An 18,188-nucleotide genomic window follows, 5' to 3' on the forward strand; every position below is an offset into this window, starting at 1 on the left:
AAACACTTTTGTGTCTATTAAACATATTTGTGACTTTGTGAAGGCGCAAGCAGATGAAATTATTGGTTTTTTTTGGAGACACTGTGGACACTGTCAGGAGCGTGGTAGGAGCAAAAATCAAAGCCCTTCGGAAGTCTTCTACGTTGAGCCAAGCGGACTTGGCGGAAAAGATTGGCTGCGAGGCTCCGCTGATAGGACGTTACGAACGAGGCATAACCCTGCCTGGCATCGAGCAGTTGATAAGAATCGCAACCATATTCAACGTCGCTCCAGGAGAGCTACTGCCTGGTGGCCAAGATGTTCTCCGCACGCGATTGATATCGCTGCGACAAGAACTTTCAGAAAAAATCAACCAGGTCGATTCTCCTGAAAGTCTTGAAGAAATCATCCGTCTCACTGATAAATTCATCGCATACAATAACCCGTCCAAAAAGACACAGTCTGATTAGATGAAAACTCGTTAGATCAGGCCATATTTTTGAGATAACTCCGCTATACGGCTTTTTCTCTGAAAGTTATATATACTCGATTGCACATCTAGAGGTAAGAAACCGTCTGCAACCAACGCAGCATATTTCTCATCCATTCGAACGAGTTGCACCAGCTCTTTGATTTCATCCCGGTGTGGTTTTTCTAGTACAGCAACTGGAGTAGTCATAGCTGATTCTGTCCTCGAATCTATACCATCACTTGAGCACTTCTACTTAGACAAATCTAGGTAATACGCGCTCAATATTCACGGCAAAAATCTCCGGATTAAATACCACTCTTCACTTTGACCCAAGCGCGTGTGCGAATTCGCTCTAGTTTCAACGGAAGGGGCTCTAAAGGGAAAAGCCTACTAATAGTATCTTTATCCAAATAAACCGAAGCGTTATCTCTAAGTTTTGGCTCAACAAACTGCTTTGCATCTTTATTAGCACTAGGGTAAAGGGTGTGATTTGAAGTTTTAGCAATCACATCAGGGCGCAACATGTAGTTTATAAACGCCATGCCTTCTTGTGGATGAGGGGCATCCTTCAACAACACCATATTCTCTGACCATACCAAAGCGCCTTCGCGAGGGATGGAGTATGCTATCCGACGTCCAGTTTTGTTTTTCTCATTCAACTCTTGCGCTGCAAGCGCACCATTTGCCCATCCTACAACCATACAAATATTACCATCAGCCAGATCAGCATCAATTTTAGATGAGTCAAAATAGCGTACATAAGGACGAATCTTGAGCAATAAGGCTTGAGCTTTCTGATAGTCGTCTGGGTTTTTGCTGTTGTGAGGCAGACCAAGGTAGTGCAAGGCAATCGAAATAATTTCACTCGGAGAGTCGAGCATTGCTACACCGCACTGCTGGAGCTTACTAATGTTTTCTTCCTTGAACACCAAATCCCAACTATCCACCGGAGCGTCATCACCGAGTGCGGACTTTATCTTATCGACATCATATCCGATTCCGGTAGTCCCCCAAAGGTAGGGTACTGCGTACCGGTTTCCAGGGTCATTAATAGAAACCTTCGCCAGTATTTCGGAATCAAGGTGCGACCAGTTGCCGAGCTGGCTGCGATCCAGAGGTTGGAGCACTCCTGCAGTAATCAGGCTCGGCAACACGTTTGAGGTAGCTACCACTACGTCATACCCTGTGCGCCCAGCCATGACCTTGCTCTGCATGATCTCGGCGCTGTCAAAGGAATCAATGAGCAGTTGGCTGCCGGTTTCGTGCTCGAATTCTTTAGGGGTGTCTGGTGCAATGAAGGCATACCAGTTGTATAGATGCACACTGGGTGGGCTCGCAACCGCAATATTTAGCCCAGCGCTGAACAAAGAGGCAGTAATGATGGTCAACATACGAACGCTTTTCATAGGCTTACTCCATGCCATTGGTCAGTCTCCATTGGTAGGTACCGAATCCATGAGGGCGCAATATAAACGTATCAAGTCAGGTTTTAAATAACCCAATAGGGGTAGACGATGCCAAACCAGCTCCAGGGCCAAATTTGGCACAGATCGATAGCGAAACTAATCGAGAAGCTCAACCGGCCTGAGTTTTGGAATTCGCTAGTCAGATTGCTGAAGGAGTACGCACCAGTCGACAACTGGGTTGTGCTGATGTTTGGCAGCGAAGGGGTACAGGCAATTTGCTATCCTGATACCGCTGACGAGGAAGAAATTGATGGGCTGCTCAACCGATATGTCAAAGGGCTATACATGCTTGACCCCTTCTACATAGCTAATCGAGAAAATCAGCAAAGCGGTTTCTTTCATCTCTTGGATATTGCACCGACTCACTTTTTGGAAACAGAGTATTACCATCTTTATTTTGAACAATTTGTATCAGTTGATGAAGTTCAGTATAACGTTCAGCTAAATTCTGAAAAAACACTTTGCTTATCCATGGGTAGCAAAAGTCGGTTTACTCAGGAGCATATTGCTATATTCGACTTAATCAAACCATGGGTGTTGGCTTTGATGAAGCAACGTATAGCTTCTGATATTGAAGAGAAAGAAAGCTCTCGCCCACAGCAATGGCAGGACAAGATTATAGAGCTTGCTCCACAACTCACGGGTCGTGAAATTGAAGTTTTAAAACTGGCTTTGAGTGGTTTTTCAAATAGCGAAATTGCTGGAAAGCTATCAGTATCTCCGGAAACAGTGAAAGTACATCGAAGAAACTTTTACAGTAAGCTCAATATCAAATCGCAATCAGAACTTTTTGCTTACTTCTTCCAAAGCACTATCAGTTGATGCCAGCGTCATTATCATACTTATTATTACAACAGCCAGTCAGGTATAGATATGACTGAAAAATCGTTGCCCCCCTCAGCTAAGACGCATTCCACACTTGATCTTGCCGTTTCACAAGAGCTGAATCGTGCAGTGCAATCTATCGTATACAACAAGTTCCTAATCGACCGTGCAGTTGCTGATCACGGCGCCAGTATGCTTGCTCGCGATCTACATGATGGCGCTTATGGTCCTCACGTACCGATGTCGTTCGTAAGCTGTGTTTTGCCGTTTTACCGCGCCTGCGAACGCACAGATGACGGCAGCCCGGCCTATCAGTTTGCCTCAGTACCTACCGCAAACACACTTGGGTGCAGTTGGCGGTGGCGACGTAAGAGCCTAGATGAAAAAGAGGCAGAGAAATGTCGCGAACATTTGTCTGACTTCGTCGCGATGGTAAGCGGTAAGGTAGACGACGCGACCTATGCCTGGGTTAAGCCACTTGGTCTTTTCGTGCCTGGCGAGGGCAAGAACCGTGTCGACTTTTTCCGCGAAGAAGGCGTCGAATCGATACCAGCCAGAGTCTACGAGCGTACTTACCCGGAACCCACACGAATCACAATCTATCGCATACGGGTAAGTGCCTTCTCTGCGACATGGGCAGTACTGGACGGGCGCTGGGTTGAGAACATACCCAACCCGAGCTGGACACTACCTTTAATGAAAGCCTATGGCGTGAAGGGGCCGGTGCCTTGGCCAAGTGATTTTCCTGAACCCAAGCAGGTGCAGCTCGCATTTTTTATGCCCAAAGGCATTACTTCACCACTGGGAAATCCAGAATTCGGGGATGAAGCAGTAGTAGACCTGGAAACGGTGGTAGCCACTCAGAACTTTAAGGACGAGTCAGTGCGAACGGCAGTATTCGATCTGCGTGATGTAAAGATTGATCACCGTGTCTGGCAAATTTCGCTAGGCATCACGCTTGCGTCTCTTGTGCTGCTCAGCTTGGTGCCAGATGAATTTTCCGAAATACGCATTTTCATCGGAGTGGCGTTAGGTGCCGCAATGACGGGTGGGGTGATGCCCTACATAGTTCCGTTTGTAACGACTAAACGACGTAGGTTGGCCCAAAATCAATATCTACCCCGGACCAGAGCACCTAAGAACAGCAACAGCGCAAAGTGGTGATAAAATAGGTTATCACCAATTATTGCCGTTTATCGGTTTCGGCGACGGCGGACCTAATCGGCATTGCTTTTGTGACCAGATACACAGCCAGTGATCTCACGCGAGCCAATAATGAGAATGATATGCAGGAACTGACGAAAGCCCATCAGAACGATCAGCGTCGGCTCACGTCAGTCGAATTTCAGACGCTGGCCCAGGTTCCGGCCGCGGTCGAGTGGTTTGCCAACCTCGACAACCCTCGAACACGACGTGCCTACCAAAATGACCTGGAAGATTTTTGCGGATTTGTCGGGCTGGCCTCCGCTGATGAATTTCGCGTGGTGACCCGATCGCATGTTCTGGCCTGGCGCGCCCAGCTCGAGCATCGCGGTCTGGCGGGCGCCACGATTCGACGCAAATTGGCGGCGCTGGCCAGCCTGTTTGATCACCTCCTGGAGAGCAATGCGATCGCCGGCGGCAATCCCGTGCATGGAGTGAAACGACCGAAGATCGAGAGCAACGAAGGCAAGACGCCGGCATTGGGCGATCACCAGGCCAAAGCGCTGCTTGAGGCCCCGGACGAAACGACCCTTAAAGGGCTGCGCGACCGGGCGCTAATGGCTGTTCTTCTCTATCACGGACTGCGCCGCGAAGAAGCGGCGCTGCTGCAGGTCGGCGACATCCAAGACCGCCGCGGGATTCAACACCTCAAGGTACACGGCAAAGGCGGCAAGGTGCGCTACCTGCCGTTGCACCCGGTGGCGGCCGGGCGCATCCATCAGTACCTGGAAAGCTCAGGGCATCATTGGGCGGACAGGAAGGTACCGCTGTTCATACCGTTGCGCGGCAAGCTAACCGGTGCCGGCATCACAGCCAACGGCATCTATATGGTGGTGGCGGCTTACGCGAAGAAAGCCGGGATTCAGGTCGACGGTCTAGGAGTCCACGGACTACGAGCCACCGCCGCCACCAACGCCCTGGAGCATGAAGCCGATATCGCCAAGGTCCAGGCCTGGCTGGGTCACGCCAATATCAGCACAACCAAGATCTATGATCGCCGGGAGAACAGGCCTGAGGACTCACCGACCTACAAGGTGAAGTATTAACCAGCTAATTCGACACCAGTGGTGCCGAGATAGCATCGCTGTGGCTCCGCTAGCCACACCGCTTTTCCACCTGAAATCCCAGCGCAGCCGGCACTACCATGTCGGACTTCATGGTTCGCAGTCGGTACGGGTTACGCTCGGCTCCGCAACGTTGATAGCCCTTCTGACCGCAACTTTCTTCTTATTGCACCGCAGCGGAAATTCTCTATCAGTGCATCGAATTACCAGTACTGCGGGAGCGCTGTTCTGTTGGTTCGGCACCGGGTCTTCAAACACGCTCGGCACGGCGCCACGGGATTTTCTACTAATGATTCAAGGGTGGAATTTGCCGAAGGGGCGACGTCGATTGGCAGTTCCATCGCCGTGATCGTGCTTCATCAGCCTCATCTTTGACGAAGTCACCGACTGTGCGCTTGTGGAGTGTAGACACGATCGTACTTGAAAGGCGTGAGCTCTTTCGCCTCAATGACCAGAGCTATACACACACCTGCTCCTAGAACCCGGAGTCGCTGTGATACCAGTATGTTCCATTCTGTTGGACCTTGAACCGGCACACGTACACGCCGGACGGCTCGATGACCGCGAAGCTCAGCCCTGGTATACCGTCAATTTTCTGCGGCAGGATGATGATGTGCCAGTGTCTGGAGGTGGAAGTAGAGGCGGCAGCATTGAGTAGGTTGCCTACCCGCAGCATGACCGTGTCAGCCTCCTTACAGCGCAGCAGGGCAAAAAACCGCCTTAACGGGGCGGTTTTTTGCTGCGAAGGTGGTTAGGAGCTTGCTGCTCATTTCATGGGAACTCTACACGTGCATTTATTTTACTAAAGTTGACGGTGGCACCAGCTACATGTGCAGTCATTGTGCAGTTGGGGTTGGATAGACACAAACCTGTCGCATCAGTTTTTGCTTAGCCAAGATTTTAGTTCCGCAATACTTTTACTTTGCTCTTGTATATTTTTTTCAGCCATCTGTTTAATAGCAGGGTCTTGAGTGTTTTTAAGCACAATCTTGGACATGTCGATGGCGCCTTGATGATGCTCGACCATCATCTGAGCCCAGCTTTTCGATGGGTCAGACGCCATACCACTCATCATCCCTTTGTTCATCTTCTCCATCGCCTGCATGTATGCGGTGGACGCATCTCCACCCATCGTAGATGGGGCCGTGCTATTAGTACCGTTTCTTTCACTGAACGCAGCATGTGAATCATTGTTGTCAGCGTACGACAAAGAGACGGAACCTAATAAAAGAATGCTTGTAATAGTGACACCCCTTAGATATTCATTAAGCATAGTAGACCTCTTGGGAACGTTATTTTATTGATGTTTTTACCGGCTTCAACAGTAAAAAAATCCTGTGTCTTCCGAAGGGTAGCTCAGAAAACGACACTGGTAGGGTTTACCACGATTACATTTCTGTAAGGTTTACGGGAACAAAAGCGCAGCCGTTGAAGGCGACTATCCATTTCAGTCTGCCAAGCGCGCCGAGAGTAGCTGTCCAAACTGTAATCTTCCCCTCAGCTACCTGAAAGGTACAGGCCCTTAGTATTTACCTCAGCGCCAAACGCGCTCCACCTGAATGGGCCAACCCTTTACCGGGTACCTAAAACTGAGGATTTACTTATGAACGCTGCCAAAATTCTTCTCGTTACCCTCGCGCTGGGCGCATCTTCCTTGGCACTTGCCGAAGGTGGGGGTGACCGTTTGTCTGCTCGCATGGCCGAAGCCCGTGAAACGGCTATGTCAGCCTACAACGCAAAAGCCGCTTCGCAGGAGGCAACTGAAGTGGCGCAAGAAGGTCCAGAAGCGAAGCCAAAGCACTGCTAACCTCCTTGGCAAGCTTACAGAAATGTAATCGCCGTGTTGGTTAGGCTGTGCCACTCTTTGAGACGAATTCGTTCAAGTATTGTTTTCAAGCGCAACCGCAGTAGATTTTTCCAACTATCAGGCAGAAATATGCAATCGAAAACGTCGCGACGCACTTTCGTCAAGGGCCTGACGGCCATGGGGGTTCTAGGTGGCCTGGGTCTCTGGCGAAACCCGTCGTGGGCGCTTTCAGGGCCTAGTCAACTGAACACGCTTACCGGCACTGATTTTGATCTTTCAATCGGTGAGATGCCTGTAAACATCACCGGCAAACCGCGTACGGCAATGGTTATTAACGGTGGGCTTCCGGGGCCCCTATTGCGCTGGAAAGAAGGCGATACTGTAACCCTTAGGGTGCGCAACAAGCTGCGCGATCACACATCGATCCATTGGCACGGTATTATTTTGCCCCCCAATATGGATGGTGTACCAGGACTAAGCTTCGCCGGCATCGAGCCGGACGGGATGTACGTTTATAAAATCCACGTCAAGCAGAATGGCACTTACTGGTACCACAGCCATTCCGGTTTCCAAGAGCAGGCTGGCGTTTATGGGCCATTAGTGATTGAAGCCAAGGATCCCGAGCCTTTTGCGTATGACCGCGACTATGTAGTGATGCTGACCGATTGGACTGACGAAGACCCCGCTTCGTTGATGCGAAAGCTGAAAAAACAATCGGATTACTACAACTACAACAAGCGCACGGTTGGCGATTTTATCGAGGACGTCCACAAGCAAGGCTGGTCAGCGACCATGGCTGACCGAAAAATGTGGGCTGAAATGAAGATGAACCCCACTGACCTGGCCGATGTGAGCGGGGCTACCTACACCTATCTCCTGAATGGCCACGCGCCGAACACGAACTGGACGGGCGTTTTCCGTCCAGGTGAAAAGATTCGGCTTCGCTTTATCAATGGTTCCTCCATGACGTATTTCGACATGCGTATCCCTGGCCTGAAAATGACGGTGGTCGCCTCGGATGGACAGTACGTGAAGCCTGTCACCGTTGACGAGCTGCGCATCGCGGTGGCCGAGACCTATGACGTCATTGTTGAGCCTACCGAGCAGGCGTACACCTTGTTTGCTCAGTCGATGGACCGTACTGGTTTCGCGCGCGGCACCCTGGCGGTTCGTGAAGGCCTCTTAGCGCCCGTACCGCCCCTTGATCCTCGACCACTGGTGACCATGGCGGACATGGGTATGGGCGGTATGGATCACGGTTCGATGGGCGACATGGGCAGCATGCAAGGCATGGAGGGAATGGACCACGGCGCAATGGGCGCAGGGGACAAGGGCATGGACAGTATGTCTGGCGCACCCATGCAGGGCATGGACGGCGGGCAGACGCAGGGCATGGACCATAGCAAAATGTCAGGCATGGACCACGGGTCCATGGGAGACATGGCCGGCATGGCGGGGATGTCAGGCATGGGTGACATGCCGATGCAAGCCCACCCGGCTACCGAGAAGGACAACCCGTTGGTTGACATGCAGGCCATGAGTCCTACGCCTAAATTGGATGATCCCGGATTAGGCCTGCGCAATAACGGTCGTCGGGTGCTTACGTATTCTGATTTGCGAAGCACCTTTGAAGACCCGGACGGCCGAGAGCCCGGGCGAACAATCGAGCTGCACCTGACAGGCCATATGGAAAAATTCGCCTGGTCATTCAATGGGGTCAAGTTCGCTGATGCTGAGCCCCTGCGATTGAAATATGGCGAGCGAGTGCGCGTGGTACTGGTAAACGACACCATGATGACCCACCCCATTCACCTGCACGGGATGTGGAGCGACCTCGAGGACGAGAACGGCAACTTCATGGTGCGCAAGCACACGATTGACATGCCTCCTGGCTCCAAACGCAGTTATCGAGTCACCGCGGATGCGCTTGGCCGTTGGGCCTATCACTGCCATCTCCTGTTCCACATGGAGATGGGCATGTTCCGTGAAGTCCGGGTAGAGGAATGACAGGTATGGACACATTACTAGCCCGCAATGGGAAGCGTCTGGCGATCACAACGAGCCTGATGCTGGCCCCATTTGCCTATGCGGCAGCGGAAGACACCATGCAGGGGATGGATCATAGCCAGATGCAGGGTATGGACCACAGCCAGATGCAGGGTATGGATGACTCCATGACGAGCATGGCCTCGTCCCCCCAAAAGCCTGCTCCGACTCAGAGCCGTACGCCCATCCCCGCGATTAACGCAGCGGACCGCGCCGCCGTCTATAAATCGGACGCGGGCCACACGGTGCATGATGAGTCGATCAACTACATGCTCCTGTTCGATCAGCTTGAATGGCAGGACGCTGACGGCGGCAGCGCGCTGAACTGGGATTTCACCGGTTGGGCTGGTGGCGACATCGACAGACTGTGGGTGCGCTCGGAAGGTGAGCGGCTCAATGGCAAAACCGAAGAAGCGGAAGTTCAGGCCCTCTGGGGCCATGCTGTTGGCCCCTGGTGGGATGTTGTGACAGGCGTTCGCCAGGATTTCAAGCCAGGAGATCCGCAGACCTGGGCCGCTTTTGGTCTTCAAGGCCTGGCGCTGTACAACTTCGAAGCCGAGGCTACGGTCTTTATTGGCGAAGGCGGCCAAACAGCCATGCGCCTTGAAGGTGACTACGACATCCTTCTGACCAATCGACTCATCCTGCAGCCTACTGCCGAGGTCAATTTCTACGGCAAGAATGACCCACAGAGGGGTACCGGTGCGGGTCTGGCCGAGAGTGAAGTCGGCGTACGACTGCGCTACGAAATCCGCCGCGAGTTTGCCCCCTACATTGGTGTGACCTGGAACCGGTCATATGGGAACACGGCCGATTATGCCCGCGACGAGGGTGAGGATCGTAGTGAAGCCCGCCTGGTTCTCGGCGTGCGCCTGTGGTTCTAACCGCTACATTCACCCAGTAATTACCCCAATCGAACAGCCATCCGCTGTGAGGAGCGTTTTATGTCTCTCTTGAAGTCCACAGGTATCGCCACCCTTCTTGCTGCCGGCATGCTGGCAAGCGCCCTGGCTCAAGCCCATCCGAAGCTTGTGTCTTCCACGCCTGCGCAAGGGGCTGATGGTGCTGCGCCGGAGAAGGTCGAGCTTCATTTCTCGGAAAACTTGGTCACCCAGTTTTCCGGTGCCAAGCTGATCATGACGGACATGCCTGGCATGCCTAATTCCCCTATGTCGGTAAAAGCAAGCGTGGCCGCTGGCAGCGATCCTAAGACGATGGTCATTACCCCAGCGTCGCCGCTCACGACGGGCAGCTATAAGGTGGAATGGCGCGCGGTCTCGTCCGATACCCATCCCATTACAGGCAACGTCACCTTCAAGGTGAAATAAGCATGGCCGATCCACTCAGCATCGCGCTTCGTTTTGCGCTTTATACCGACCTGATGGTGTTGTTTGGCTTGGCCCTTTTCGGCCTGTACAGCTTGAGGGGAACGGAGCGCCAGTCAGGCGCGGTGCTGAACTTCAAGCTATTACTCACCGGGACAGCCGTGCTGGGAGCGTTGCTGTCCCTTGCCGCGCTGTTGCAGATGACTAAGGCAATGAGTGGTGCTACTGAGTGGGAGGAGCTTTTCCCTCATATCAAAATGATGCTGGCAGAAACCGAGGTGGGTTTTTCCTGGAACGTACGCATGGCGGCCCTTGCCATGATAGCGGTCGCTGGTCTGCTAACCAGCCGCAGCCCGACAGGCAGTCTTTGGGTGGTCACAGCACTCAGCGGGGTTGCCTTGGCCACACTGGCCTGGACGGGCCACGGTGCTATGGATGAAGGAAGTCGCCGTTTCTGGCATTTTGCGACCGACATCGTGCATTTGTTTGCCGCAGGCGGCTGGGTAGGTGCTCTGGTGGCCTTTGCCTTACTGCTGCGAGCTAAAAAGGTAGATAACCACGGTTCTGTGAAGATCCTGGCGCGGACGCTAACCGGCTTTGAATCAGCAGGTGGTGTCATCGTCGCGACCATCCTGGTCACAGGGATAGTCAACTACCTGTTCATCGTTGGCCCCCAGTTGGACAGCCTGGCTGATACCACGTACGGGTGGTTGCTGATGGCTAAACTGGTGCTGTTTACGGCAATGATTGGTTTGGCCTCGTTGAACCGCTTTCGGCTCAGCCCTCACCTTGAGCATTCCATTGGGCACGGGGACTACACCGGGGCCGCCAAGGCCTTGCGTTGGAGTATGGCCACAGAGCTTGCTGCAGCGGTGGTTGTTCTTGGGCTGATCGCCTGGCTGGGTACGCTCAGCCCGGAGGTGGAGATGGCGATGCAATAGTTTGCGCTACTGGCTGTGCATTAAGCCTGGCTCAGATGCTAAGAAGAGCCAGGCGACTCCTCTTGCGGAGTGGCTTGTATGGAACCCTTTAAGGCCTGGCATCGTACGCTGCGACCGTTTCCTGCTGTCCGGCAACAGTTACCCCGATGACCTTGTAAGCGTGCCGGGCAGTGCCCTGCTCCATGCCCGGAGAACCCGGCGGCATGCCTGGGACCGCAATCCCCACTAGGTCTGTACGCGTGTTCAGCGCTTTGAGCTGTTCTGCCGGCACATGCCCTTCCACGAAGCGCCCGTTGATGACAGCGGTATGGCACGAGCGCAGTCCCTGCGGCACACCAAGCTGCCCCTTCACAGCAGTCATGTCTTGCTCCACCTGGTCATTTACGGTGAAGCGCTCAGCCTCCAGGTGCTTGATCCAGCCTTTGCAGCACCCGCAATTGGCATCACGGTGGACATCGACCTCAAGCGTCTCCGCCGCCTGAGCGGTACTCGCGATAAGCAGGGCCGCCAAGGTCATGATCGTCTTTCTTTTCATCGTTGCTCCTGATTGAAGCCAGGCCCTTTGGCAAGGGGCTGCTGGAATAGTCACCTGGAATGGAATACTTCAAGGATATCTTCGAAGCTGCCTAGACCCCATTACAATGCTGTAAGCAAGGCGCGCTATAGCTGGCCCAGCAAGCGTTTCGCTCTATAATCAGCCTCGGTGACAGCCAATGGTTTGGCCCGCTTCATGGAATCCTATGGCTCGCGTGGTTTTTGTACTTGCGCTTATTCTAAGTCTTCTTCTCCCCGCTTATGGCCAGGGTGGCGGGCCGCTGCCAGCGGAGCCATGTCCAATGCAAGTAGTCCAAAAGCGCGCTCAGACACCGTGTGCGGATATGGAGAAAAAGGTCAAGGATAGCCAGACAGCGCCATGCAAATGGGGACAGGATTGCAAAACCAGCTCTCTGATCAGCCTGTTCATCCTACAAATCCCAAAGCCGGGCCCCCTGCCAGTTCACGCCTGCGTAGCTAGGCCAGCGCCTCAAGAGGCCTTCGCTACGCCTTGGCGTCCACCACGCTTCGTGTAATTCCTTTGTCCGAGCGCATTACCAACGGCGCAATACCGCCGGGTCTGCGTATACATTGGTTTCGCATGGAGGCAGGTCATGCCTGTTCGTCCCGCTTTTGCCGCTGGCATATCTAGCGCGCTTGCACTCTTGCTACTTGTAACTGCGGCCCAGCCGGCCCTGGCTGACGCCCTTACTTTCGATTATGCGCTGAAGCTGGCAGAGACAATGGCCCCTGAAAATCTAGCCAGGGCCGCTCAGGTCGCGTCGGCAAATGCCGCCATTCGCCCCGCTGATGCGCTACCTAATCCCAAGCTCTTTCTGGGCATCGATAACTTGCCCGTAGAAGGGCAGCAGCGCTACTCATTGGACGACGACTCAATGACGATGCGTCGGATCGGGGTTATGCAAGAAGTTCCTAACAGCGACAAGCGCCGTGCACGGCGCCATTCGGCTGAAGCCTTCGCTGAGCTTGCGCAAGCCGAGCAGCGCCAGGCTCTGATCAAGGTCAAGCAGGACGTTGCCGCCAGTTGGCTGAGGCTCTTTTATGCTCAGCAACGCTTTTCCGCTTTTGATGACCTGTTGAAACAGCTCAACCTACAACGCTCCACGGTACCTGCGCTGATTGCCGGGGGAACAGCAAAGCCTGCTGACGCCGTGGCGCTCGAACAAGAGACGTTGGACCTTGAAGACAGGCGCGATCAGCTGATCAGTGGTGTAGCCGGCGCCAGGGCACAATTGCGCCAGTTCCTGGGTGCGCAAGGTGACCAGCCCTTGGCTGGGTCGGCGCCTGTATTGGAGTGGTCAGCTACTCATAGCCAGCATGGTCTGGCCCATCATCCCGATATCCAGGCCGCCGCCGCTCGGGTCGGTGAGGCCAAGGCCGAGCTGGGCGAAGCAGTCGCCGAGAAAAAGCCCGACTGGGGCGTGGAGCTTGGTTATGGCAACCGCGACAAGCGATTCGGCGATATGGTCAGCCTACAGGTGACGTTCGACCTTCCACTGTTCACCGGGGCAAGGCAAGGGCCGCGAATCACATCAAGGGAAAAGAACCTCTCGCGCATGGAGCAAGAACAGGAAGTGATGTTACGCAGTCACCAGATGGAGTTGGAATCGGGGCTGGCTGAACAGGATCGCTTACGTGCGGTACTCAGGCGAAGCACCGAGAGCGCTATACCGCTGGCCCAGCGTAGGTTCTCCTTGGAAATGGTGGCTTACAAGGCTGGCAGCGCTGACATCGGCACGGTCGTTTCTGCGCGCCGGCAGCTGATTGAAGCGACTTTGCGCAAGGTCGGGTTGGAGGAAGAGCTGTCGGTTCTGACCGCCAAACTCTTCTTTGCCTACGCGGAGGGCGCGCAATGAAGGGCTCATACGTGATGGGTACGTTGTCCGCCGCCTGCCTGGTAGGCGTGGGGGCTCTGCTTGGCTTTTGGCTCGGCACGGCAAGCGAATCGACAGCTGTCGAACCTGGCACTACCACGACCCAAGCGCGCAACGCGCTGTATTGGTATGACCCCATGAAGCCAGACCAGCATTTTGATAAGCCCGGTCGATCGCCGTTCATGGACATGGCCCTGGTTCCAAAATACGCCGATGAGCAAGCGTCAACATCCTTGGGACTGGCGGCAGGAACAGTGCAAAGCCTGGGTGTTCGAACCGTGCGGGTGCAACGCGGGGCATTGCCATCAAGCATTGATGCCGCCGGCACTTTGGGATACAGCCAGCGGGAGCTGGCCACGGTCCAGGCCCGTGCCGACGCCTACGTTGATAAGGTCTACGGCCGGGCTCCGGGCGACGTATTAGCCGCCGGCACACCGCTTGTAGACCTGCTCATCCCTCAGTGGTCCGCTGCGCAGCTTGAATACCTGGCTGTAAAACAGACCGGAGACTCTCAGCTCACTGCCGCTGCGAAAGAACGCCTTCGCTTGCTGGGAATGCCCGGATCCACCATTGCAGCTGTAGACCGCACCGGCCGAGCGGCTGCCGTACAAACTATCGTGATGCCCATCGCCGGTGAGCTGCTGACCCTCGACGCCAAGGCCGGAATGGCTATCTCCAAAGGCCAGGACCTGGCTCGGATCAATGGGCTTTCGAGGGTATGGCTGGACATCTCCGTACCTGAGGCTCTGACATCCAGTGTGGCGGTGGGCAACCCCATTTCTGCCTTTTTCGTCGCCTGGCCTGGCCAAGCTATACAGGGAAAGATCATTGCCATGTTGCCCTCCGCTGACAGCGCAACGCGGACGGTCACGGTGCGCGCTGAACTACCCAATGCAAACGGGAAGCTTCGTCCAGGCATGTACGCTCAGGTTCGCCTGCAGGGTGAAGAGCAGCCCTCTGTACTCCTAGCCCCGAGCGAAGCCGTAATCCGCAGCGGTAAGCGGTCCTTCGTCATGGTTGCGTTACCCGAGGGGCGATATCGACCGCAGGTGGTCGAACTGGGCAAAGAATCTGGGGGACAAGCAGAAATCGTCAAGGGCCTGGCCGAAGGAGATGAGGTAGTCAGTTCAGGGCAATTTCTGCTTGATTCGGAAGCGAGCCTCCAAGGCCTGCTCGCGCGTGAGGGCCCCTCAGAGGGAGCGCAATGGCACACAAGTACGGGTCAGATCATTGACCTGGACAGCGAGACCGTCACACTGGCCCATGGCCCGTTCCAAAGTCTTGGCATGCCCGGCATGACCATGACCTTCCCACTGGCGAGGCCGGACGTGGCTAAAGGGCTCAAGGTGGGTGATCACGTCGCCATTGGAATTTCCCAAAGCGACGCTGGGCTTATCGTTGAACAGCTCTCCAAGCAGGAGACTGGCCAATGATTCGCCGGCTGATCTACTGGTCTATCGCCAACCGATTCCTGGTGTTGCTAGCTACGCTCGTCGTGGTAGCCGCAGGGCTCTGGGCCGTGCGCAACACACCACTGGACGCGCTGCCTGATTTGTCTGATACCCAAGTCATCATTCGAACCAGCTATCCCGGTCAGGCTCCACAGCTTGTGGAGAATCAGGTGACCTACCCTCTGACCACGATGATGCTTTCGGTGCCAGGCGCAAGGACGGTCCGAGGTTACTCGTTCTTTGGCGACTCGTTTGTCTATGTGCTCTTTGAAGACGGGACTGACCTGTACTGGGCGCGATCAAGGGTGTTGGAGTACCTCAGCCAAGCGCAGGCGCGCATGCCAAAAGGCGTTACGCCTAGTCTGGGGCCTGATGCAACGGGCGTGGGTTGGATTTACCAATATGCGCTCGTTGACCGCTCGGGTAGCCATGACCTCGCTCAGTTACGGTCGATCCAGGACTGGTTCCTTCGGTACGAGCTCAAGTCCCTCCCTAACGTGGCTGAAGTCGCGACAATCGGCGGCATGGTCAAACAGTACCAGGTGGTACTCGATCCCCTGAAGCTGGCAGCGTACGGAGTAACCCAACAGGAAGTGACCCAGGCCATCCAGGGCGCCAACCAGGAAGCGGGTGGTGCGGTATTGGAGATGGCCGAAAGGGAGTACATGGTCAGGGCGTCCGGCTATCTGGAAAGCCTGGAGGACTTCAACAACATTCCTCTTCGGACCTCTCGCAATGGCATCCCGGTGTTGCTCGGGCAAGTTGCCAATATCCAGCTTGGGCCTGAAATGCGGCGCGGCGTTGCTGAGCTGGACGGCAGAGGTGAGGTTGTGGGCGGGGTCATTCTTTTGCGCTCCGGCAAGAATGCACGCGATACCCTGATTGCCGTTAGGGAGAAGCTAGAAAACTTGCGCAGCAGCCTGCCGGCTGGGGTTGAAATAGTCACGACCTATGACCGCTCACAGCTTATCGATCGCGCCGTCAGCAATCTGGGTTTCAAGCTGCTTGAAGAATTTGGGGTGGTCGCGCTGATCTGCCTAGTCTTCCTCTGGCACGTACGTTCCTCGCTGGTGGCCATCGTGACCTTGCCCCTGGGCATCTTGGTTGCCTTTCTTGTGATGCACTACCAGGGCGTCAATGCCAACATCATGTCACTGGGGGGGATTGCGATCGCCATCGGAGCGATGGTCGATGCTGCAGTAGTGATGATCGAAAATGCGCACAAACACATCGAAGCGTGGCAGCAGCAGCATCCTGGGGAGCCGCTGGAAGGCCAGGCTCACTGGCACGTAATCGCTCAAGCCGCTGCCGAGATCGGGCCGGCTGTGTTTTTCAGCCTGCTGGTGATTACGTTGTCTTTCTTGCCTGTTTTTACGCTGCAGGCCCAGGAAGGCAAGCTATTTGGGCCCTTGGCCTTCACCAAGACCTATGCAATGGCAGGCGCGGCAGGGCTCTCGGTGACGCTGGTCCCCGTGCTGATGGGTTACTGGATCCGGGGAAGGATTCCATCCGAGCATCAGAACCCTCTCAACCGCGGGCTGATCGCGGTGTACCGCCCGGCAATCGACACGGTTCTGGCGTGGCCAAAACTCACCTTGCTTATCGCCGCCCTGGTGTTTCTCTCGACGCTTTGGCCTTTAAGCCGACTAGGGGGAGAATTTCTTCCTCAAATGGATGAAGGCGATTTGCTGTACATGCCATCGGCCTTGCCTGGTTTATCGGCCAGCAAGGCGAGCCAGCTACTCCAACTTACTGACCGAATGATCCTCACAGTTCCTGAAGTGGATCGGGTATTCGGCAAGGCGGGACGTGCGGATTCAGCTACCGATCCGGCGCCGTTGGAAATGTTCGAGACTACTGTACGGTTCAAGCCCAAGGAGCAATGGCGAGCCGGGATGACCCCTGAAAAGCTGATCGAGGCGCTGGACAAGGCGGTACAGGTCCCAGGCCTTTCGAACATTTGGGTGCCCCCCATTCGCAACCGCATCGACATGCTTGCCACGGGCGTTAAAAGCCCGGTAGGGATCAAGGTCGCGGGCACCTCGCTTGCGCAGATAGACCAGGCAACTCAACAGATCGAGGCCGTGGCCAAGCAAGTCGCCGGCGTCCAATCCGCACTGGCGGAACGGCTGACAGGAGGACGCTACGTAGACGTACGTATCAATCGCCAGGCCGCAGCGCGTTATGGCATGAATATCAGTGATGTGCAGGCAGTGGTTTCCGGTGCCATTGGCGGAAGCAACATCGGCGAAGTCGTAGAGGGGCTCGCCAGATACCCTATAAACCTGCGCTACGGACGCGAATGGCGAGATACGGCACAGGCGCTAAAAGGGCTCCCCGTCGTCACCAGCAGCGGCCAGCAAATTACCCTATCGATGGTGGCAGATGTCAGCATCACCGACGGCCCACCGATGCTGCGTAGCGAAAATGGCCGGCTTTCGGGTTGGGTCTATGTGGACGTGCGTGGGCGCGACCTTGCCACGACAGTGAAAGAGCTTCAGACACAGATAGCATCCCGGGTCCAACTCGCCCCCGGCCTCACTGTCTCGTACTCGGGTCAGTTCGAGTACCTAGAGCGGGCAAACCAGCGCCTGCTGTGGGTGATACCGGCTACACTGGCGATCATTTTCGTGTTGCTGTACTTCACCTTCGGTACGGCCAGCGAGGCGGTACTCATCATGGCAACGCTGCCTTTTGCGTTGTCCGGTGGGATCTGGCTGTTGTATGTCCTGGGTTATAACCTGTCCATCGCTACAGGCGTGGGCTTCATCGCCCTTGCCGGCGTTTCTGCCGAGTTTGGCGTCATCATGCTGGTGTACCTGCGCAGCGCCTGGTCGCCCCGCCTCGCAGCAGGACATGGAACCGAGCAGGATTTGACAGAAGCTATCAAGGAAGGCGCAGTGCTCAGGGTGAGGCCCAAGGCGATGACGGTAGCCGTGATCATCGCGGGGCTGCTGCCCATACTCTGGGGGTCAGGGGCCGGTTCGGAGATCATGAAGCGCATAGCAGCACCGATGATAGGGGGTATGCTTACCGCACCGCTGCTATCGATGCTACTGATTCCAACATGCTATTTCCTCCTCCAGGCTCACCGTATTCGAGCGCGACGACGACTGAAGATCTGAGTACCTGACGGTACCCTGATTCGTAGGTACCGCAACTGCAGGGCGCCTGGCTTAA

At 55.0% G+C, this 18,188-nt stretch carries 16 protein-coding genes and 1 pseudogene; 12 read left to right on the forward strand and 5 right to left on the reverse strand.

Annotated features, from left to right (window positions below):
* Window positions 1-53 precede the first annotated feature (53 nt).
* Window positions 54-449 (forward strand): helix-turn-helix domain-containing protein, encoded by a 396-nt coding sequence (locus tag RYB09_RS25900; RefSeq protein WP_005782487.1) that lies wholly within the window; start codon window positions 54-56, stop codon window positions 447-449.
* Between the two features lie 11 nt (window positions 450-460).
* Here the strand turns inward: RYB09_RS25900 and RYB09_RS25905 are convergent, their stop codons facing one another.
* Complete coding sequence (locus RYB09_RS25905; protein ID WP_005782488.1) at window positions 461-658, reverse strand: hypothetical protein; 198 nt, start codon at window positions 656-658, stop codon at window positions 461-463.
* A 98-nt stretch (window positions 659-756) separates the two neighbouring features.
* A complete protein-coding gene (locus tag RYB09_RS25910; protein ID WP_010199864.1) occupies window positions 757-1,857 on the reverse strand; it encodes a polyamine ABC transporter substrate-binding protein in 1,101 nt (366 codons plus the stop codon).
* A gap of 108 nt (window positions 1,858-1,965) precedes the next feature.
* On the opposite strand from RYB09_RS25910, the gene RYB09_RS25915 reads away from it, so the two are divergent.
* The 3 genes from RYB09_RS25915 (at window position 1,966) to RYB09_RS25925 (ending at window position 4,991) form a co-directional block, all read left to right on the forward strand.
* Window positions 1,966-2,739 (forward strand): helix-turn-helix domain-containing protein, encoded by a 774-nt coding sequence (locus RYB09_RS25915; protein ID WP_005782492.1) that lies wholly within the window; start codon window positions 1,966-1,968, stop codon window positions 2,737-2,739.
* Between the two features lie 51 nt (window positions 2,740-2,790).
* Window positions 2,791-3,906: a hypothetical protein gene (locus tag RYB09_RS25920; RefSeq protein WP_005782495.1), complete on the forward strand. Its 1,116-nt coding sequence runs from the start codon at window positions 2,791-2,793 to the stop codon at window positions 3,904-3,906.
* A 122-nt stretch (window positions 3,907-4,028) separates the two neighbouring features.
* The gene (locus RYB09_RS25925; protein ID WP_005782496.1) at window positions 4,029-4,991 is read left to right on the forward strand and encodes a tyrosine-type recombinase/integrase; all 963 of its coding nucleotides are present in this window, start codon (window positions 4,029-4,031) and stop codon (window positions 4,989-4,991) included.
* A 422-nt stretch (window positions 4,992-5,413) separates the two neighbouring features.
* Here RYB09_RS25925 and RYB09_RS25930 read toward each other — a convergent pair.
* Window positions 5,414-5,715, reverse strand: a pseudogene (locus RYB09_RS25930) (multicopper oxidase domain-containing protein); the annotation flags it as partial.
* Between the two features lie 171 nt (window positions 5,716-5,886).
* On the reverse strand, window positions 5,887-6,282 hold the full coding sequence (locus RYB09_RS25935) for a DUF305 domain-containing protein (RefSeq protein ID WP_005782500.1): 396 nt from the start codon (window positions 6,280-6,282) through the stop codon (window positions 5,887-5,889).
* Between the two features lie 330 nt (window positions 6,283-6,612).
* Between RYB09_RS25935 and RYB09_RS25940 the strand changes: the two genes are divergently transcribed.
* The 5 genes from RYB09_RS25940 to copD all read left to right on the forward strand — a co-directional run bounded on the left by RYB09_RS25940 (window position 6,613) and on the right by copD (window position 11,128).
* A complete protein-coding gene (locus RYB09_RS25940; protein WP_005782502.1) occupies window positions 6,613-6,816 on the forward strand; it encodes a co-regulatory protein PtrA N-terminal domain-containing protein in 204 nt (67 codons plus the stop codon).
* 129 nt (window positions 6,817-6,945) lie between these two features.
* Window positions 6,946-8,823, forward strand: a complete 1,878-nt coding sequence (locus tag RYB09_RS25945) for a copper resistance system multicopper oxidase (protein ID WP_005782505.1) — start codon at window positions 6,946-6,948, stop codon at window positions 8,821-8,823.
* Window positions 8,824-8,882: 59 nt separating this feature from the next.
* Window positions 8,883-9,746: a copper resistance protein B gene (locus RYB09_RS25950; RefSeq protein ID WP_232505830.1), complete on the forward strand. Its 864-nt coding sequence runs from the start codon at window positions 8,883-8,885 to the stop codon at window positions 9,744-9,746.
* Window positions 9,747-9,806: 60 nt separating this feature from the next.
* Window positions 9,807-10,190 carry a copper homeostasis periplasmic binding protein CopC gene (gene copC, locus RYB09_RS25955; protein WP_005782509.1) on the forward strand — a complete coding sequence of 128 codons (384 nt, stop codon included), beginning with the start codon at window positions 9,807-9,809 and terminating at the stop codon, window positions 10,188-10,190.
* A gap of 2 nt (window positions 10,191-10,192) precedes the next feature.
* The gene (gene copD, locus RYB09_RS25960; RefSeq protein WP_005782512.1) at window positions 10,193-11,128 is read left to right on the forward strand and encodes a copper homeostasis membrane protein CopD; all 936 of its coding nucleotides are present in this window, start codon (window positions 10,193-10,195) and stop codon (window positions 11,126-11,128) included.
* 88 nt (window positions 11,129-11,216) lie between these two features.
* Here copD and RYB09_RS25965 read toward each other — a convergent pair whose 3' ends face one another.
* Entirely contained in the window at window positions 11,217-11,663 is a 447-nt protein-coding gene (locus RYB09_RS25965; RefSeq protein ID WP_005782514.1) for a DUF411 domain-containing protein, read from the reverse strand.
* Window positions 11,664-12,276: 613 nt separating this feature from the next.
* Between RYB09_RS25965 and RYB09_RS25970 the strand changes: the two genes are divergently transcribed.
* Genes RYB09_RS25970 through RYB09_RS25980 form a run of 3 tightly spaced genes read left to right on the forward strand, consistent with a single transcriptional unit; the run spans window position 12,277 to window position 18,133 of the window.
* Entirely contained in the window at window positions 12,277-13,539 is a 1,263-nt protein-coding gene (locus RYB09_RS25970) for a TolC family protein (protein ID WP_005782515.1), read from the forward strand.
* The gene (locus tag RYB09_RS25975; RefSeq protein WP_005782516.1) at window positions 13,536-14,990 is read left to right on the forward strand and encodes an efflux RND transporter periplasmic adaptor subunit; all 1,455 of its coding nucleotides are present in this window, start codon (window positions 13,536-13,538) and stop codon (window positions 14,988-14,990) included. The genes RYB09_RS25970 and RYB09_RS25975 overlap by 4 nt, the downstream gene beginning before the upstream one ends.
* The gene (locus RYB09_RS25980) at window positions 14,987-18,133 is read left to right on the forward strand and encodes an efflux RND transporter permease subunit (protein WP_005782517.1); all 3,147 of its coding nucleotides are present in this window, start codon (window positions 14,987-14,989) and stop codon (window positions 18,131-18,133) included. The genes RYB09_RS25975 and RYB09_RS25980 overlap by 4 nt, the downstream gene beginning before the upstream one ends.
* Window positions 18,134-18,188: the final 55 nt, after the last annotated feature.

It is taken from the genome of Pseudomonas syringae group sp. J254-4 (assembly GCF_032586855.1).
Lineage (GTDB): Bacteria > Pseudomonadota > Gammaproteobacteria > Pseudomonadales > Pseudomonadaceae > Aquipseudomonas > Aquipseudomonas amygdali.

Bases quoted from the DNA above. Each gene is read 5' to 3' on its own strand.
- RYB09_RS25915 (WP_005782492.1), top strand. From the start codon at position 1,966: ATGCCAAACCAGCTCCAGGGCCAAATTTGGCACAGATCGATAGCGAAA.
- copD (WP_005782512.1), top strand. From the start codon at position 10,193: ATGGCCGATCCACTCAGCATCGCGCTTCGTTTTGCGCTTTATACCGAC.
- RYB09_RS25970 (WP_005782515.1), top strand. From the start codon at position 12,277: ATGCCTGTTCGTCCCGCTTTTGCCGCTGGCATATCTAGCGCGCTTGCA.
- RYB09_RS25950 (WP_232505830.1), top strand. From the start codon at position 8,883: ATGCTGGCCCCATTTGCCTATGCGGCAGCGGAAGACACCATGCAGGGG.
- RYB09_RS25905 (WP_005782488.1), bottom strand. From the start codon at position 658: ATGACTACTCCAGTTGCTGTACTAGAAAAACCACACCGGGATGAAATC.
- RYB09_RS25965 (WP_005782514.1), bottom strand. From the start codon at position 11,663: ATGAAAAGAAAGACGATCATGACCTTGGCGGCCCTGCTTATCGCGAGT.
- RYB09_RS25940 (WP_005782502.1), top strand. From the start codon at position 6,613: ATGAACGCTGCCAAAATTCTTCTCGTTACCCTCGCGCTGGGCGCATCT.
- RYB09_RS25925 (WP_005782496.1), top strand. From the start codon at position 4,029: ATGCAGGAACTGACGAAAGCCCATCAGAACGATCAGCGTCGGCTCACG.
- RYB09_RS25980 (WP_005782517.1), top strand. From the start codon at position 14,987: ATGATTCGCCGGCTGATCTACTGGTCTATCGCCAACCGATTCCTGGTG.
- RYB09_RS25920 (WP_005782495.1), top strand. From the start codon at position 2,791: ATGACTGAAAAATCGTTGCCCCCCTCAGCTAAGACGCATTCCACACTT.
- RYB09_RS25910 (WP_010199864.1), bottom strand. From the start codon at position 1,857: ATGAAAAGCGTTCGTATGTTGACCATCATTACTGCCTCTTTGTTCAGC.
- RYB09_RS25945 (WP_005782505.1), top strand. From the start codon at position 6,946: ATGCAATCGAAAACGTCGCGACGCACTTTCGTCAAGGGCCTGACGGCC.
- RYB09_RS25975 (WP_005782516.1), top strand. From the start codon at position 13,536: ATGAAGGGCTCATACGTGATGGGTACGTTGTCCGCCGCCTGCCTGGTA.
- copC (WP_005782509.1), top strand. From the start codon at position 9,807: ATGTCTCTCTTGAAGTCCACAGGTATCGCCACCCTTCTTGCTGCCGGC.
- RYB09_RS25900 (WP_005782487.1), top strand. From the start codon at position 54: ATGAAATTATTGGTTTTTTTTGGAGACACTGTGGACACTGTCAGGAGC.
- RYB09_RS25935 (WP_005782500.1), bottom strand. From the start codon at position 6,282: ATGCTTAATGAATATCTAAGGGGTGTCACTATTACAAGCATTCTTTTA.